The sequence below is a fragment of the Corynebacterium sp. LK2510 genome, assembly GCF_040946405.1.
GTDB lineage: Bacteria > Actinomycetota > Actinomycetes > Mycobacteriales > Mycobacteriaceae > Corynebacterium.
The window spans coordinates 1-15,675 of record NZ_JAYWLR010000013.1 but is presented as its reverse complement, the minus strand read 5'-3'; the positions used below and the strand labels follow the sequence as shown (position 1 = coordinate 15,675).

At 65.0% G+C, this 15,675-nt stretch carries 15 protein-coding genes; all 15 read left to right on the top strand.

Features of this window, described 5'->3' with window-relative positions:
• Positions 1 to 18 precede the first annotated feature (18 nt).
• The gene (gene rpmI, locus VVR41_RS07790; RefSeq protein WP_321101883.1) at positions 19 to 213 is read left to right on the top strand and encodes a 50S ribosomal protein L35; all 195 of its coding nucleotides are present in this window, start codon (positions 19 to 21) and stop codon (positions 211 to 213) included.
• 50 nt (positions 214 to 263) lie between these two features.
• A complete protein-coding gene (rplT, locus tag VVR41_RS07785; RefSeq protein WP_321101881.1) occupies positions 264 to 650 on the top strand; it encodes a 50S ribosomal protein L20 in 387 nt (128 codons plus the stop codon).
• Positions 651 to 769: 119 nt separating this feature from the next.
• Positions 770 to 1,579, top strand: a complete 810-nt coding sequence (locus VVR41_RS07780) for a TrmH family RNA methyltransferase (RefSeq protein WP_368524275.1) — start codon at positions 770 to 772, stop codon at positions 1,577 to 1,579.
• A 65-nt stretch (positions 1,580 to 1,644) separates the two neighbouring features.
• The gene (gene pheS, locus VVR41_RS07775; protein WP_368524274.1) at positions 1,645 to 2,691 is read left to right on the top strand and encodes a phenylalanine--tRNA ligase subunit alpha; all 1,047 of its coding nucleotides are present in this window, start codon (positions 1,645 to 1,647) and stop codon (positions 2,689 to 2,691) included.
• A 13-nt stretch (positions 2,692 to 2,704) separates the two neighbouring features.
• Entirely contained in the window at positions 2,705 to 5,212 is a 2,508-nt protein-coding gene (pheT, locus tag VVR41_RS07770) for a phenylalanine--tRNA ligase subunit beta (RefSeq protein WP_368524273.1), read from the top strand.
• A gap of 36 nt (positions 5,213 to 5,248) precedes the next feature.
• Complete coding sequence (gene argC, locus VVR41_RS07765; protein ID WP_368524272.1) at positions 5,249 to 6,292, top strand: N-acetyl-gamma-glutamyl-phosphate reductase; 1,044 nt, start codon at positions 5,249 to 5,251, stop codon at positions 6,290 to 6,292.
• 94 nt (positions 6,293 to 6,386) lie between these two features.
• Positions 6,387 to 7,550: a bifunctional glutamate N-acetyltransferase/amino-acid acetyltransferase ArgJ gene (gene argJ, locus VVR41_RS07760; protein WP_368524271.1), complete on the top strand. Its 1,164-nt coding sequence runs from the start codon at positions 6,387 to 6,389 to the stop codon at positions 7,548 to 7,550.
• 78 nt (positions 7,551 to 7,628) lie between these two features.
• Positions 7,629 to 8,576 (top strand): acetylglutamate kinase, encoded by a 948-nt coding sequence (argB, locus tag VVR41_RS07755; RefSeq protein ID WP_368524270.1) that lies wholly within the window; start codon positions 7,629 to 7,631, stop codon positions 8,574 to 8,576.
• A complete protein-coding gene (locus VVR41_RS07750; RefSeq protein ID WP_368524269.1) occupies positions 8,573 to 9,775 on the top strand; it encodes an acetylornithine transaminase in 1,203 nt (400 codons plus the stop codon). The genes argB and VVR41_RS07750 overlap by 4 nt, the downstream gene beginning before the upstream one ends.
• Positions 9,772 to 10,722 (top strand): ornithine carbamoyltransferase, encoded by a 951-nt coding sequence (gene argF / locus VVR41_RS07745; protein WP_368524268.1) that lies wholly within the window; start codon positions 9,772 to 9,774, stop codon positions 10,720 to 10,722. Before VVR41_RS07750 ends, argF begins: the two co-directional genes overlap by 4 nt.
• Positions 10,719 to 11,246, top strand: coding sequence for an arginine repressor (locus VVR41_RS07740; protein WP_368524267.1), 528 nt, complete (start codon positions 10,719 to 10,721; stop codon positions 11,244 to 11,246). The genes argF and VVR41_RS07740 overlap by 4 nt, the downstream gene beginning before the upstream one ends.
• 97 nt (positions 11,247 to 11,343) lie before the next feature.
• Positions 11,344 to 12,546: an argininosuccinate synthase gene (locus VVR41_RS07735; protein ID WP_368524266.1), complete on the top strand. Its 1,203-nt coding sequence runs from the start codon at positions 11,344 to 11,346 to the stop codon at positions 12,544 to 12,546.
• Positions 12,547 to 13,977, top strand: a complete 1,431-nt coding sequence (gene argH / locus VVR41_RS07730; RefSeq protein WP_368524265.1) for an argininosuccinate lyase — start codon at positions 12,547 to 12,549, stop codon at positions 13,975 to 13,977. It abuts the gene before it with no gap.
• A 66-nt stretch (positions 13,978 to 14,043) separates the two neighbouring features.
• Positions 14,044 to 14,223 (top strand): Trm112 family protein, encoded by a 180-nt coding sequence (locus VVR41_RS07725; protein ID WP_321102290.1) that lies wholly within the window; start codon positions 14,044 to 14,046, stop codon positions 14,221 to 14,223.
• Between the two features lie 9 nt (positions 14,224 to 14,232).
• Complete coding sequence (gene tyrS, locus VVR41_RS07720; RefSeq protein ID WP_368524264.1) at positions 14,233 to 15,510, top strand: tyrosine--tRNA ligase; 1,278 nt, start codon at positions 14,233 to 14,235, stop codon at positions 15,508 to 15,510.
• The last annotated feature ends 165 nt before the right edge of the window (positions 15,511 to 15,675 follow it).

The following is a 15,675-nucleotide window of genomic DNA, read 5'->3' as shown; positions in this document are numbered from 1 at the left end:
CTCTGAAGGGCTTTCAACATGAAGCAGAAGACCCACAAGGGCACCGCCAAGCGCATCAAGGTCAACGGCAAGGGAAAGCTGTTCCGTGAGCAGGCCGGCAAGCGCCACCTGAATGAAAAGCTGTCTTCGAAGCGTCGCCGCAAGCTGTCCGGCACCACTGAGGTAGCTCGCGCTGACGTCAAGCGCATGAAGCGCCTCCTCGGCATGTCCTAAGCACTGCCCAAGTTAAACAACCGCACAATCTAGACAAGGAAGTATGACTCATGGCACGTGTTAAGCGTTCAGTCAACGCCAAGAAGAAGCGCCGCGCGATCCTCAAGGCCGCCAAGGGTTACCGTGGCCAGCGCTCCCGCCTGTACCGCAAGGCGAAGGAGCAGTGGCTGCACTCCCAGACCTACGCGTACCGCGACCGTCGTCAGCGCAAGAACGAGTTCCGCAAGCTGTGGATCCAGCGCATCAACGCCGCTGCGCGCATGAACGACATCACCTACAACCGCCTCATCCACGGCCTCAAGCTGGCCGAGGTTGAGGTCGACCGCAAGATCCTTGCTGAGCTCGCCGTGAACGACTTCGCCGCGTTCTCCGCGATCTGCGAGATTGCCAAGAACGCTCTGCCGGAGGACGTCAACGCTCCGGTCAACGCCGCCTAATAGCGCGCTGAGCTTTTCCAAACCCGCTGGGACTGTGTCCCGGCGGGTTTTTTCATGCCGCGGTGTCCTCACGGCCCGCGGTGGGGGATCGATTGCGGTTTCTGACTACAGTGTTTCCCATGGCTCTCGATTTCACTGCCGCGTTCACCGAACGCACGCCCCGCATCGTCAACGCTGCCAAGCTCCACCGCGCCGCCGCGCGGCGTAAAGCCGGCCGCTTCATCGTTGAGGGCAGGAACTCCGTAGAGGCGGCCGTGGCGACAGGCGCCGCGACCGACATCTTCGTCACGGAACAGACTGCTCGGGAGTTTGCGGATATCGTTGTCGCCGCCGGGCACATGAGCGTCTACGCGCATCCGATTACTGATCAGGCGGCGCGCCACCTCGCCGATACCGTGACACCCACGGGTATTTTTGCGGTGTGCCGTCCCGTGCTGTGGACGCTCGGCGCCGCGTTGCGCGGGACACCGCGCTTCGCCGCAGTCGGGGTGGGCACCTCCGATCCTGGCAACGCCGGCACCCTTATTCGCATTGCCGACGTGTGCGGTGCGGACGCTGTCGTCTTCGCGGGTGACACCGTCGACCCGGAGTCCAGCAAGGCCGTGCGCGCATCCGCGGGTTCGCTGTTCCACATCCCCGTCGCGCGCGAGCGCGAGGTGCGTGGTGCGATCGGCCAGCTGCGCGCGGCTGGATTGTCCATTGTCGCCACCGCGATGGACGGGGAAGTGCCGCTCGACCAAGCGGGTGAGATCCTCAACCGTCCGACGGCGTGGTTGTTCGGCAATGAGGCCCACGGCCTGCCCACAGAGATCATTGAGGCGGCCGATGCGCGGGTGTCTATTCCGATCCGGGGCAGCGCAGAGTCGCTGAACCTCGCGACTGCCGCCGCGATGTGCATGTGGGAGTCATCTAAAACGCTCCATGGGTAATGCCGCTCGTAGGCGCCAGGTAAGATCGAGTCCGTTTTCAACCACCATCCGCAGAAGGGACGAGCGTGTCTGACACCTCCGAGATTCAACTCACTGAACAGGCGTTGAGCGATGCGGCTGACGCCGCCATCGCTGCCTTCGACCAGGCCGCGGATCTGCCCGCGCTCGAGGATGCGCACCGCGCCCACCTTGGTGAGTCCGCGTTTATCCCGCAGGCCCGTCGTGCGCTGGGAACCCTGCCCAAGGACCAGCGCAAGGACGCTGGCCGGATGGTCAATGTGGCCCGGGGGCGCGTCGAGAAGCGCTATGCCGAGGTGCGTGAGGTCCGCGAGGCCGAGTTCCGCGAGCGACAGCTGCAGGCAGAGCGCGTCGACGTCACACTGCCGACGAGGCGCTCGCAGGTCGGCGCCATGCACCCGATCACCACCCTGAGCGAGCAGATCGCAGACATCTTCGTCGCGATGGGTTGGGAGATCGCCGAGGGCCCCGAGGTGGAAGCCGAGTACTTCAACTTCGATGCGCTCAACTTCATCCCGGACCACCCCGCCCGCACACTGCAGGACACCTTCTACGTGGGGGAGGAGGGCTCGAAGCAGGTCATGCGCACCCACACTTCACCGGTGCAGGTCCGCACGATGCTCGAGCGCGACGTGCCCGTGTACATTGCGTGCCCCGGACGTGTGTTCCGCACCGACGAGTTGGACGCGACCCACACACCGGTGTTCCACCAGATCGAGGGCCTCGCGGTGGACAAGGGCCTGACCATGGCGCACCTGCGCGGCACGCTCGACCACTTGGCCAAAGTTCTGTTCGGCCCCGAGACCAAGACCCGCATGCGTACCAACTACTTCCCGTTCACCGAGCCCTCTGCGGAGGTCGACGTCTGGTTCCCGAACAAGAAGGGCGGTGCAGGCTGGATCGAGTGGGGTGGCTGCGGCATGGTCAACCCGAACGTGTTGCGAGCCGTCGGTGTCGACACCGAGGAGTACACCGGTTTCGCATTCGGCATGGGACTCGAGCGCACGCTGCAGTTCCGTAATGGCCTGACTGACATGCGCGACATGGTCGAGGGCGATGTCCGCTTCACTATTCCGTTCGGCGTGCAGGCGTAGGAGGAGAACATACATGTTGATTTCCCAGAATTGGATCACCCGCCTGCTCGCAAACGCGGGTAATGAGGGTTGGAGTGTGTCTGCCCACGACCTCGACACCGGTTTCGTCCGCGTCGGATTTGAGACCGAGGGCTACGAAGCCATCCCCGAGACGACTGGCCCGCTCGTAGTTGGTCGCGTCGTCGAGATCGAGGAGCTGACCGGGTTCAAGAAGCCGATTCGCTTCTGCCAGGTCGACGTGGGCGACGCCAACGGTACCGGCGAGCTGCAGGGGATCATCTGTGGCGCCCGAAACTTCGCGGAAGGCGACCTTGTGGTCGTCTCCCTGCCGGGTGCGGTGCTGCCCGGCGGATTCGAGATCGCCGCCCGCGAGACCTACGGGCGCATCTCCAACGGCATGCTGGCTTCGGCCGCGGAGCTCGGCTTGGCCAAGCGCAGTGACGGTATCATCACCCTGCCCGAGGGATTCGGCGAGCCCGGGCAGGACGCTCGCGAGGGCCTCGGCCTGAACGACACCATCTTTGACGTCAACGTCACCCCGGACCGCGGCTACGCGCTGTCTGCCCGCGGTCTGACTCGCGAGATTGCCTCGGCGTTTGACCTGTCCTACCGGGATGTTGCCGAGGATCCGACTGTGGCGGGCATCGACACGACACAGGTCCCGGCCGCTAGCGGCGAGCTGCTGGAGATCACCCTCGAGCCGTCGACAAGCGCCAAGCGCTTCGGCCTGCGCAAGGTCGAGGGCATCGATCCGACCGCTCCGGCGCCGTTCTGGATGCAGCGCGAGTTGCTCGTCTCTGGCATCCGCTCGGTCAACGCAGCAACTGACGTGACCAACTACGTCATGTTGCTGCTTGGTCAGCCGATGCACGCCTTCGACGCGGACACGATTTCGGGCGGGCTGCGCGTCCACAACGCGGCGGGGGGAGAGCAGTTCGAGACCCTCGACCACGAGAAGCGCACGCTTACCCCGAACGACGTCGTCATCTCGGACGCCAACGGCATCCAGTCGCTCGCCGGCATCATGGGCGGTACCACCTCAGAGATCTCCGAGGAGACCACCAACGTTTACTTTGAGGCCGCCACGTGGGACGAGCTCACTGTCGCGCGCACCGCACGCCACCACAAACTCAGCTCCGAGGCTTCTCGACGCTTCGAGCGCGGCGTCGACCCCGCCCTCGTCGAGGTTGCCCTCGATCTGGCGTGCGCGTTGCTCGTCGACTGTGCCGGCGGAACCGTCTCTTCGGCTCGCACCATCGTCGGTGACGTCGCGCCTCGCGAGGAGATCGAGATGCGCACGACGTTCCCGTCCGAGCTGATCGGGGTGGATTACGCTCGCGAGACCGTCGTCAAGCGGCTCGAAGAGGTTGGCTGCACCGTCGCCGGTGAGGGAGACACCCTGCGTGTCACCCCGCCGTCGTGGAGAGGCGACCTGACGGTTCCCGTCGAGCTGGTCGAGGAGATTGTCCGTCTGGAGGGGCTCGACGCAGTGCCGACGATTCTCCCGACGCCGCGCGGTGGCCGCGGGCTCTCCCCGGCGCAGAAGCGTCGTCGGGCCGCAACCCATGCGCTCGCGTACTCGGGTTACGTCGAGATCATCCCGACGCCGTTCATCGCCAACGACGTGTTCGACACATGGGGCCTGGCGGCGGATGATCCGCGCCGCAACACCGTGACTGTGCAGAACCCGCTCGATCGTGACTACGGAATTCTCGGGACGACGCTTTTGCCGTCGATGCTTGAGGCACTCGGTCGCAACGTTGCGCGCGGGCGTCGTGACCTCTCGCTGTTCTCCGTGGCACAGGTGTCCTTCAAGCGCAAGGATTCCTCCCCGTTGCCCAGCGTGGCGGCCCGGCCGGACGATGCAATTATTGCGGAGCTGAAGGAATCGCTGCCGCGCCAGGACTTGCATGCCGCGACTGTCGCCACCGGGGGCCAGGAACTCGTGGGGCCGTGGGGAGAGGGCCGCGAATACACGTGGGCCGATGCGATCGAGTCCGCTCAGGTCGTTGCCCGCGCCGCAGGCGTTGAGCTCGAGATTGCCGCAGCCGAAGAGTTGCCGTGGCACCCTGGCCGCTGCGCCGCATTGAAGGTCAACGGCACCGTGGTTGGTCACGCGGGAGAGCTGCACCCCCAGGTCCTCGAAGCGCTCAACCTCCCGGCACGCACCTGCGCCATGGAGGTCGATCTCAGCGCGCTGCCGTTCGCGGAGGTTCTGCCGGCACCTGTGCTCTCGTCCTACCCGGCGGTCAACCAGGACATCGCCCTCGTCGTTGATGAGTCGGTTCCTGCCGAGGCTGTGCGCCGTGTGGTCGAGGAGGGCGCCGGTGAGCTTCTGGAAAGCGTCACGCTTTTCGACGTCTACCGCTCCGAGCACCTTGGTGAGGGCAAGAAGTCCCTGGCATTCGGCCTCGTGTTCCGTGCTAGCGACCGTACTCTGACCGAGGACGAGGCGTCTGCCGGGCGAGTTGCCGCTGCCGAAGCGGCGCAGCGTGAATTCGGCGCCGAGATGCGTGCATAACTTGCAATTAACCGCATAACAACGTATCGTGAACCCATGACACTACGCGTAGCAGTAGCTGGAGCGACCGGGTACGCCGGCAGCGAGATTCTCAGGCTTCTCCTCGGCCACCCGCGCTTTAAGGATGGCACGTTCGAGATCGGCGCCCTGACTGGCAACAGTAACTCAGGGCAGAGCCTTGCGGCGCTCATGCCGCATGTGCCGTTGCTCGCTGACCGCGTCATCGAGCAGACGAAGCCGGAGGTCCTCGCCGGCCACGACATCGTCTTCTTGGGCTTGCCTCACGGCTACTCTGCGGAGATCGCAGCGGAACTGCCGGAATCGACTGTGGTGCTTGACTGCGCCGCTGACTTCCGGTTGCGCGACGCCGCGGCCTGGAACCGCTACTACGGACCTAACCACGCCGGCTCTTGGCCGTACGGCATCCCCGAGATGCCGGGCCACCGCGACCAGATCCGCGCCGCCACGCGCGTAGCCATTCCGGGTTGCTTCCCCACGGGAGCGACTCTCGCCGCCTATCCTGCTGCGCAGGCAGGGCTGGTGCACCCGGACCTCACCATCGTGTCTGTTACGGGTGTGTCCGGTGCAGGCAAGAAGGCGAGCGTCGGCATGCTTGGCGCAGAGACCATGGGTTCGCTGCGCGCGTACAACACAGCCGGGCGGCACCGCCACAACCCGGAGATTGCGCAGAACATCGCGGAGGCGACCGATGCCGACATCAACGTCAGCTTCACCCCTGTGCTCGCCCCGTTGCCGCGCGGCATCCTCACGACGGTGTCGGCCCCGTTGGCGGGAGAGGTAACCACTGAGCAGGCGCGAGAGGTCTACGAGAGCTTCTATGCCGACGAGCCGTTCATGTGGGTCCTGCCTGACGGTGTGCAGCCTCAGACGCAGAATGTTGTGGGCACAAACATGTGCCACATCCAGGTGGAGGTCGATGAGCAGGCCGGCAAATTGTTGGTGACCTCGGCTATCGACAATCTGACCAAGGGCACAGCCGGCGCTGCGGTGCAATGCATGAATCTCGCGCTCGGTTGGAACGAGACAGACGGTCTGCCGACCGTCGGTGTCGCGCCCTAAAAGGCATTTCAACGCCCGTAACGGCGCACCCATCCGCACCAATTGGCCCGAGCCCTCACCGGCGCGGGCCGCACTCGAGAAAGAGAGTCATCCCATGACAGGTGTCACGCACCCGCAGGGCTTCAGCGCCGCGGCGACGACTGCTGGAATCAAGGCTTCCGGAAAGCCGGACATGGCCTTGGTGGTAAACGAAGGTCCGGAGTTTGCTGCTGCGGCTGTGTTTACCCGCAACCGCGTCGTCGCGTCACCGGTGAAGCTCTCGCGTCGTGCAGTGGCCGACGGCGTCCTGCGTGCGGTGGTGTTCAACTCCGGCAACGCGAATGCCTGCAACGGTGCCCAGGGTGACGCCGACGCGGTAGAGGTGCAGCAGCTCGTGGCGCAGGAACTAAGTTTCTCCGCCGAGGATGTCGCGGTGTGTTCCACCGGCTTGATCGGCGATGTTCTCCCGATGGACAAGTTGCGCGCGGCCATCCCGCAGCTCGCAGGCGCACGTGGCAGCTCGGCGGACAACGGCACTGACGCCGCGCGCGCGATAATGACTACTGACACCGTTCTCAAGGAAGCCCTCGCGCAGCGCGAGGGATGGTCCGTGGGTGCGATGGGCAAGGGCGTGGGCATGATGGCTCCGTCACTGGCCACCATGCTGGTGTGCATCACCACGGACGCGGCCGTGAGCCAGGAGGCGCTGGACCGAGCGCTGCGCGCGGCCACTGCGACCACCTTCGACACTCTCGACATCGACGGCTCGACCTCGACCAACGACACCGTGATCGTCATGGCCAGCGGCGCCAGCGCGGTGACCCCCTCCCAAGAGGAGCTCAACGCGGCGATCTACGAGGTCTGCTCGAGCCTCGCCGCACAGATGCAGTCCGACGCCGAGGGCGTGACCAAGCGCGTCTCCATCACCGTCGAGGGCACGGCAAACGACGCACAGGCGCTCAACGCGGCGCGGACGATCGGACGCGACAACCTGTTCAAGTGCGCGATGTTCGGCTCAGATCCGAACTGGGGCCGGACGCTCGCCGCTGTCGGTATGGCGGACGCGGACATGGACCCGGAGCGTATCTCGGTGAGTTTCAACGGCCAGCCGGTGTGCGTCAATTCCACCGGCGCGCCCGGTGCTCGCGACGTCGACCTGAGCGGAGTCGACATCGACGTCGTCGTCAACTTGGGCACCGATGGCCCCGGCCGCGCCACGGTTCGGACGACGGATCTGTCGCACGCTTACGTTGAGATCAACTCGGCCTACAGCACCTAAGGCCCCGGAGGCGCTCGTAGTTGAGCGCCTTTAAATCAGCCTTTATGCAGTTCCAACGACACTGGGAGATGTCCGCTTATGACCCAAAACCTGAGCTTCTTGGACAATGAAGCCCGCGCCACCGTGCTCGCGGAAGCGTTGCCGTGGCTACAGCACTTCCACGACAAGATCGTCGTGGTCAAATACGGCGGCAACGCCATGATCGACGAGTCGCTCAAAGCCGCCTTCGCAGAGGACATGGTCTTTCTGCGCGCTATCGGCGCCAAGCCGGTTGTCGTCCACGGCGGAGGGCCCCAGATCTCCGCGATGCTGAAGCGTCTTGGCCTCGACGGCGGTGAGTTCGTCGGCGGGTTCCGCGTCACCACACCCGAGATTCTCGAGGTTGTTCGCATGGTGCTCTTCGGCCAGGTCGGACGCGACCTTCTGGGCAAGATCAACTCGCACGGTCCGTATGCGGTGGGCACCTCCGGCGAGGATGCCGGCCTGTTTACAGCGCAACAGCGTTTCATCGAGCACGACGGCGAGCGCCTCGACATCGGGCTCGTCGGAACAATCGTGGATGTCAATCCGTCTGCCGTGATGGACATCATCGAGGCCGGGCGCATCCCCGTCGTCTCCGGCATCGCGCCTGGAAAAGACGGCCACGTCTACAACATTAACGCCGACGAGGCCGCGGGCGCGCTCGCCGCGGCAATCGGTGCGGAGCGTCTCGTCGTTCTCACCAACGTCGAGGGTTTGTATACCGACTGGCCCAACAAGGACTCGCTGCTGTCAAAGATCGAGGTCGGCCAGCTCGCGCGCATGATGCCCGAGCTCGACTCAGGAATGATCCCGAAGATGGAGGCCTGCCTCACCGCCGTGCGCGGCGGAGTCAAGGCAGCCCACGTCATCGACGGACGTATCGGGCACTCGGTGCTGCTCGAGCTGCTCACGATGGGCGGGATCGGCACAATGGTGCTTCCCGACGCCTACGATGCCGCGAACTACCCGGCAGGAGCCGTATTTAGGAAGGATGATCAAGCGTGAACGACAGCGTAGCGCAGTCCCGCTGGGGCTCAGTGCTCATGAACAATTACGGCACCCCACCGTTTGAGCTCGTCTCCGGATCTGGGGCACGTGTCGTGGACGCCGAGGGGCGCGAATACATCGACATGCTCGCGGGAATCGCCGTCAACGCCCTCGGTCACGGACACCCGGCGGTCGTCGCGGCCGTCACGGATCAGGTGGCAACGCTCGGCCACGTCTCCAATCTGTTCGCTAGCGCGCCGGCCGTCACTCTCGCAGCCAGGCTCACGGAGCGCATCGGTGACGATTCCGCGCGCGTTTTCTTCTGCAACTCGGGTGCGGAGGCCAACGAGGCCGCGTTCAAGCTTGCGCGTTTGACTGGTCGTCGCCGGGTCCTCGCCGCGCACCACGGTTTCCACGGCCGGACCATGGGCTCTCTCGCTCTGACCGGCCAGCCGTCGAAGCGCAACCCGTTCGAGCCGCTCGCCGGGGGAGTCGAATACTACCCATACGGCGATATCGACTACCTGCGCACGTTGGTGGAGATGGACGCGGCCAACGTCGCGGCTATTTTCCTCGAGCCGATCCAAGGCGAGACCGGCGTTATTCCGGCACCGAACGGATTCCTCCGCGCGGTCCGCGACCTGTGCGACGCTCACGGCATTCTCATGGTTGTCGACGAGGTGCAGACCGGTGTGGGACGCACGGGTAAGTTCTTTGCCCACGAGGTAGAGGGCGTCGCCCCGGACATCATTACGATGGCCAAGGGCCTCGGGGGCGGGCTGCCGATCGGGGCTGTTATCGCCCGCGGGGATGCCGCGCAGGCGTTCGGGCCTGGCTCGCACGGGACGACGTTCGGCGGAAACCCCGTCGTCTGCGCAGCTGCCAACGCGGTTCTCGACGTGGTGGACGACGCCTTCATCGCGGAGGTCGCCGCCAAGGGTGAGCGTTTCGCGGACCGGCTGCGCGCCATCGACGGTGTTACTGAGGTGCGGGGCCGGGGGCTCATGCTCGGCGTCGTGCTCGACGAGCCAGTGGCCAAAGAAATGGTCACGGCGGGCTACGGGCGGGGCGTGATTGTCAATGCGCCGTCGGAAAGCGTTGTGCGTCTCACACCGCCGCTGGTGATCACCGATTCCGAGCTTGACGCCGCGGCCGAGCGTATCGCGCAGGCGTACGCGGACTGCACGTCTACTACTGACCAGGAGGACCACTCATGACGACCACGATCCGGCACTTTCTCGCCGATGACGACCTGACTCCCGCGGAGCAGGCCGAGGTACTCGAGCTTGCGGCGGAGCTGAAGAAGGCTCCGCTGTCACGCCGTCCGCTGGAAGGGCCGCTGTCAGTGGCCGTGCTTTTTGACAAGACCTCCACCCGCACCCGCTTCTCCTTCGACGCCGGCATCGCCCACCTGGGCGGGCACGCCATCGTCACGGAGACCGGCAACTCCCAGATGGGAAAGGGCGAGACCTACCAGGACACAGGCGCAGTTTTATCGCGGTTTGTTGAGGCGATCGTGTGGCGCACCTACGCCCACCAGAATCTCCTCGACATGGCAGAGACGGCGACTGTGCCGATCGTCAACGCACTGTCCGATGACCTGCACCCCTGTCAGATTCTCGCGGACTTGCAAACTTGCGTGGAGAATCTCTGCCCCGAGGAAGGCCCGGCCGGCCTGAAGGGCAGGAAGGCCGTTTACCTTGGCGACGGCGACAACAACATGGCGAACTCGTACATGATTGGCTTCGCCACCGCTGGGATGGACATCTCCATCATCGGCCCGGAGGGCTTCCTGCCGCAGCAGGAGTTCATTGACCGCGCGCGGGCCCGTGCCGAAGAGACCGGTGCGCGCGTCACCGTCACCACGGACCTTTCCGAGGTTGAGGGTGCGGACGTGGTCATCACCGACACGTGGGTGTCCATGGGTATGGAGAACGACGGTAAGGATCGCCGTACCCCGTTCATGCCGTACCAGGTCACGCAGGACGTGATGGACCAGGCAGGAAGCGACGCGATTTTCCTGCACTGTCTTCCGGCGTACCGGGGCAGCGAGGTCACCGCTGAGGTTATCGACGGCCCCGCCTCCCGCGTGTTCGACGAAGCGGAGAACCGCCTCCACGCGCAGAAGGCACTGCTCGTCTGGCTGCTGGAGCAGCGCGGATGACGCATGGCACGACTCCGCACGTCTCGCGCACCGCGCGCCAGGCGCGCATCCTCGAGGTGCTGCGGGCGACCAGGGTGTCCTCGCAAGTCCAGCTCTCGGAGATCCTTTTTGCCGAGGGCATCGACATCACCCAGGCCACCCTGTCGCGTGACTTGGATGAACTCGGCGCCCGTAAGGTTCGGCCCGCCGGAGGCGGACGCGCTTTCTACACGGTTGACGCCGATGCCCATGCATTGGCGCAGGGCAACACCGGCCCGCGGGAGAAGTTGCGGCGCATGCTCGACGAGCTTGTCGTGTCTGCCGACCACTCCGGGTCCATCGCGGTGCTGCGTACCCCTCCGGGTGCCGCGCAGTACCTAGCCAGCTACATCGACCGAGTCGGGCTCGAACAGGTCGTGGGCTGCATTGCCGGCGACGACACGATCTTCGTCCTCGCGCGCGATCCGCTGACGGGCAAGGAACTCGGTGCTTTGCTGCAGGGCGGAATCCCCGCTGTAGACACCACCCCGGGCGCACCGGAGTAAACCGGCCACGCGCTCGAAGCGTCGGGGATGCCGGCCGGTATCCTCTCACTAGATTTCTTTTCACCGAACGACCAACTTTCATCAGGAGAAGCAAAACATGTCTAACCGCGTTGTTCTCGCATATTCGGGAGGCCTTGACACCTCCGTGGCCATTCCGTACCTCGGCGAGATGATCGATGGTGACGTCGTTGCCGTCGCGCTCGACCTCGGCCAGGGTGGCGAGGACATGGAGTCCGTGCGCCAGCGTGCCCTCGACTGCGGCGCTGCCGAGTCGATCGTCATCGACGCCAAGGACGAGTTCGCCGAGAACTACTGCCTGCCCACCATCAAGGCCAACGGCATGTACATGGGGGAGTACCCGCTGGTTTCAGCGATCTCCCGCCCGCTGATTGTCAAGCACCTCGTCGAGGCCGCGCAGCAGCACGGCGGCACCCACGTCGCCCACGGTTGCACCGGTAAGGGCAACGACCAGGTGCGTTTCGAGGTCGGCTTCCTCAACATGGACCCGGACCTCGAGATCGTGGCGCCGGCCCGCGACTACGCATGGACCCGTGACAAGGCCATTGCGTACGCGGAGAAGAAGAACCTGCCGATCGAGCAGTCCGCCGCCTCTCCGTTCTCCATCGACCAGAACGTGTGGGGCCGCGCGGTCGAGACCGGCTTCCTTGAGGAGCTGTGGAACCCGCCGACCAAGGACCTCTACGCCTACACCGAGGATCCGGGCATCGGCAACGCACCCGACGAGGTCATCATCACCTTCGAGGCCGGTAAGCCAGTCGCCATCGACGGCCGCCAGGTCACCGTTCTCCAGGCCATCGAGGAGCTCAACCGCCGCGCCGGCGCCCAGGGCATCGGCCGCCTCGACATGGTCGAGGACCGCCTGGTTGGCATCAAATCCCGCGAGGTCTACGAGGCTCCGGGTGCGATCGCACTCATCACCGCCCACAAGGCGCTCGAGGACGTCACGGTCGAGCGCGAGCTCGCGCGCTACAAGAGGCTTATCGACGCCCGCTGGTCCGAGGAGGTCTACGACGGCCTCTGGTTCGGCCCGCTGAAGCGCTCCCTCGACGCGTTCATCGAGTCCACCCAGGAGCACGTCACCGGCGATATCCGCATGGTGCTCCACGCTGGCAAGGCTGTGGTCAACGGCCGCCGCTCCAGCCACTCGCTTTACGACTTCAACCTTGCCACCTACGACACCGGTGACACCTTCGACCAGACCCTGGCCAAGGGGTTTGTGCGCCTGCACGGTCTGTCGGCCCAGATTGCCAACAAGCGCGATCGCGAGGCGGGCAAGTAAATGGAGCAGCACGGGACGAATGAAGGCGCCCTGTGGGGCGGACGCTTCTCCGGCGGACCGTCTGAGGCGATGTTCGCGTTGTCGGTGTCGACCCACTTCGACTGGGTGTTGGCGCCGTACGACGTTCTCGCCTCGACGGCTCACGCGAAGGTGCTCAACCGGGCTGGCCTGCTGTCGGACGCCGACCTGGCGACGATGCTCGACGGCCTCGAGCGCCTCGGCCGCGATGTCGCCGACGGTTCCTTCGTCCCGCTGCCGACCGACGAGGACGTCCACGGCGCGATGGAGCGTGGCCTAATCGACCGCGTCGGCCCCGAGGTTGGCGGCCGCCTGCGGGCAGGTCGCTCGCGCAACGACCAGGTCGCAACCATGTTCCGGATGTGGTGCCGCGACGCGCTGCGCGATGTCGCGCTCGACGTGGCTGACCTGATCGACGCACTGGTTGAGCAGGCTCAGGCGCACCCGGACGCGATCATGCCGGGCAAGACCCACTTCCAGGCGGCGCAGCCGATTCTGCTGGCGCATTCGCTGCTGGCACATGCCCAGCCGCTTTTGCGCGACCTTGACCGCATCCGCGACGCGGACAAGCGTCTCGCGGTCTCTCCGTACGGTTCCGGTGCGCTTGCCGGGTCTTCGCTGCACCTGGACCCGGAGGCAATTGCCGCGGAGCTGGGTTTCGACTCGGCAACCGACAACTCCCTCGACGGGACCTCGTCGCGTGACTTCGCATCCGAGACCGCGTTCATCCTCGCGCAGATCGCCGTGGACATGTCGCGCCTCGCGGAGGAGATCATCGCGTGGTCGACCCCGGAATTCGGCTACGTCACGCTTCACGACGCCTGGTCGACCGGCTCCTCAATCATGCCGCAGAAGAAGAACCCGGATGTGCCCGAACTCGCCCGCGGCAAGACCGGCCGCCTGATCGGCAACCTCGCCGGTCTGCTGGCCACGCTCAAGGCGATGCCGCTGGCGTACAACCGCGACCTGCAGGAGGACAAGGAGCCTGTCATCGATTCGGTGCAGCAGCTGCGTATCCTCTTGCCGGCGATGACCGGGCTCGTTTCCACGCTGGTCTTCCACGAAGACCGCATGCGCGAGCTCGCGCCTGCCGGCTTCACACTCGCGACGGACCTCGCCGAGTGGATGGTGCGCCAGGGCGTTCCGTTCCGTGAGGCGCACGAGGCGTCCGGCGCCTGCGTGCGACTAGCCGAGTCCCGCGGTGTCGACCTTGTGGACTTGACTGATGCGGAGCTCGCGGGCGTCGATAAGCGACTGCTTCCTGCGGTTCGCGAGGTGTTGACCATCGATGGCGCGGTTGCGTCGCGCGACACTCGTGGGGGTACGGCCCGTCCGCGCGTCGACGAGCAGCGCGAGCGCGTGCGTGAGGCGAACCAGTCCTTCCGTTCGTGGGCGCAGGAGCCCCTGCGCTAGAGCTTTGGGTGGCCCGCTCTGCGGGTCACGCCGAGGCAGGGTGACCGGGGACGTAGGATATATCGCATGAGTCTTGATCCGCAGCTTCTTGACATCTTGGCTTGTCCGCAGGACAAGGGCCCGTTGGAGTATCGCGAGGACGAGCAACTGCTTGTCAACCCGCGCCTGGGTATCGCCTATCGCATCGATGACGACATCCCGGTACTGCTCACCGACGAAGCCCAGCCCTACACCAGCGAGAAGTAAGAGGAACCCATGACTACCACCCCTAACACAGATGCGACCATCATCGATGAGCTCGAATGGCGCGGCCTGATCAACCAGTCGACAGATCTCGAGTCCCTCCGCGAGGCAACCGCAGCGCCGATTACTCTGTACTGCGGCTTTGACCCGACCGGTCCGTCTCTGCACGCTGGCCACCTCGTCCCGCTGCTGATGCTGCGCCGTTTCCAGCTCGCCGGCCACCGCCCAATCGTCCTCGCTGGTGGCGCAACCGGCATGATCGGCGACCCGCGTGAGGTAGGGGAGCGCTCCATGCACTCCAGCGACACCGTCGCGGATTGGGCAGAGCGCATCTCCGGCCAACTGTCGCGCTTCGTCGACTTCGAGGGCGACCGCGCGGCGATGTTGGTGAACAACAACGACTGGACGAAGGACCTCACTGCGATCGCGTTCCTGCGTGACGTGGGCAAGCACTTCTCTCTGTCCACGATGCTCGGCCGTGAGACCGTCAAGCGCCGGCTCGACAACGACGGCATTTCGTACACCGAGTTTTCCTACATGCTGCTGCAGGCCAACGACTTTGTTCAGCTGCGCCGTGCCCACGACTGCATCCTGCAGATCGGCGGCGGCGATCAGTGGGGCAACCTGATCGCGGGTGTGGACCTCAACCGCAGGATGGATGGCGCGTCCGTCCACGCCCTGACGGTTCCACTCGTGACGGATTCCGAGGGGAAGAAGTTTGGCAAGTCCACCGGTGGCGGCTCCCTGTGGCTCGACCCCGAGATGACCAGCCCGTACACCTGGTACCAGTACTTCGTGAACACCGCGGATGCGGATGTGATCCGCTACCTGCGTTGGTTCACGTTCCTGAGCAAGGAAGAGCTGGATGCGCTCGCGATCGAGGTGGAGGAGCGTCCGTTTAAGCGTGAGGCGCAGAAGCGGCTCGCGCAGGAGATGACCACCTTGGTGCACGGGGCGGAAGCCACAGCGGCCGTGGAACTCGCGTCCCAGGCGCTGTTCGGCCGCGCGGAACTCGCTGATCTGGACAAGGCGACGCTCGAGTCCGCGGTCTCTGAAACCACGGTTTACGAGGCGTCCGCGGGGGAGACCATTGTGGACTTCCTAGTTGGCACCGGGCTGAGCGATTCGCGTGGTGCGGCCCGACGCTCCATCAAGGAAGGTGGCGTGTATGCGAACAACGTCCGCGTCGAGTCCGAGGAGTGGATCCCGGCCGCCGAGGACTTGCTTCACGACGAATGGATCGTCCTGCGCCGAGGCAAGAAAAACTTCGCCGGAGTTAGACGCGTTTAAGCGTCTATAAACACCCGCAAACCCGCACCTGACGTGCGGGTTTGCTTTGTTGTTGGGTTGTGGTTAATGTTTCATCTCGCTGCTTCGGCGGGTGGGAGTTACTTCCTTAAGCCGGGTGGTGTGAAGAACTGACAAGTTGATAGTGGTGCAGAGTGCTGGTTTTTG

Coding starts and splice junctions, on each gene's coding strand:
- rpmI (WP_321101883.1), top strand. CDS start 19: ATGAAGCAGAAGACCCACAAGGGCACCGCCAAGCGCATCAAGGTCAAC.
- rplT (WP_321101881.1), top strand. CDS start 264: ATGGCACGTGTTAAGCGTTCAGTCAACGCCAAGAAGAAGCGCCGCGCG.
- VVR41_RS07780 (WP_368524275.1), top strand. CDS start 770: ATGGCTCTCGATTTCACTGCCGCGTTCACCGAACGCACGCCCCGCATC.
- pheT (WP_368524273.1), top strand. CDS start 2,705: ATGTTGATTTCCCAGAATTGGATCACCCGCCTGCTCGCAAACGCGGGT.
- argC (WP_368524272.1), top strand. CDS start 5,249: ATGACACTACGCGTAGCAGTAGCTGGAGCGACCGGGTACGCCGGCAGC.
- argJ (WP_368524271.1), top strand. CDS start 6,387: ATGACAGGTGTCACGCACCCGCAGGGCTTCAGCGCCGCGGCGACGACT.
- argB (WP_368524270.1), top strand. CDS start 7,629: ATGACCCAAAACCTGAGCTTCTTGGACAATGAAGCCCGCGCCACCGTG.
- argF (WP_368524268.1), top strand. CDS start 9,772: ATGACGACCACGATCCGGCACTTTCTCGCCGATGACGACCTGACTCCC.
- VVR41_RS07740 (WP_368524267.1), top strand. CDS start 10,719: ATGACGCATGGCACGACTCCGCACGTCTCGCGCACCGCGCGCCAGGCG.
- VVR41_RS07735 (WP_368524266.1), top strand. CDS start 11,344: ATGTCTAACCGCGTTGTTCTCGCATATTCGGGAGGCCTTGACACCTCC.
- argH (WP_368524265.1), top strand. CDS start 12,547: ATGGAGCAGCACGGGACGAATGAAGGCGCCCTGTGGGGCGGACGCTTC.
- VVR41_RS07725 (WP_321102290.1), top strand. CDS start 14,044: ATGAGTCTTGATCCGCAGCTTCTTGACATCTTGGCTTGTCCGCAGGAC.
- tyrS (WP_368524264.1), top strand. CDS start 14,233: ATGACTACCACCCCTAACACAGATGCGACCATCATCGATGAGCTCGAA.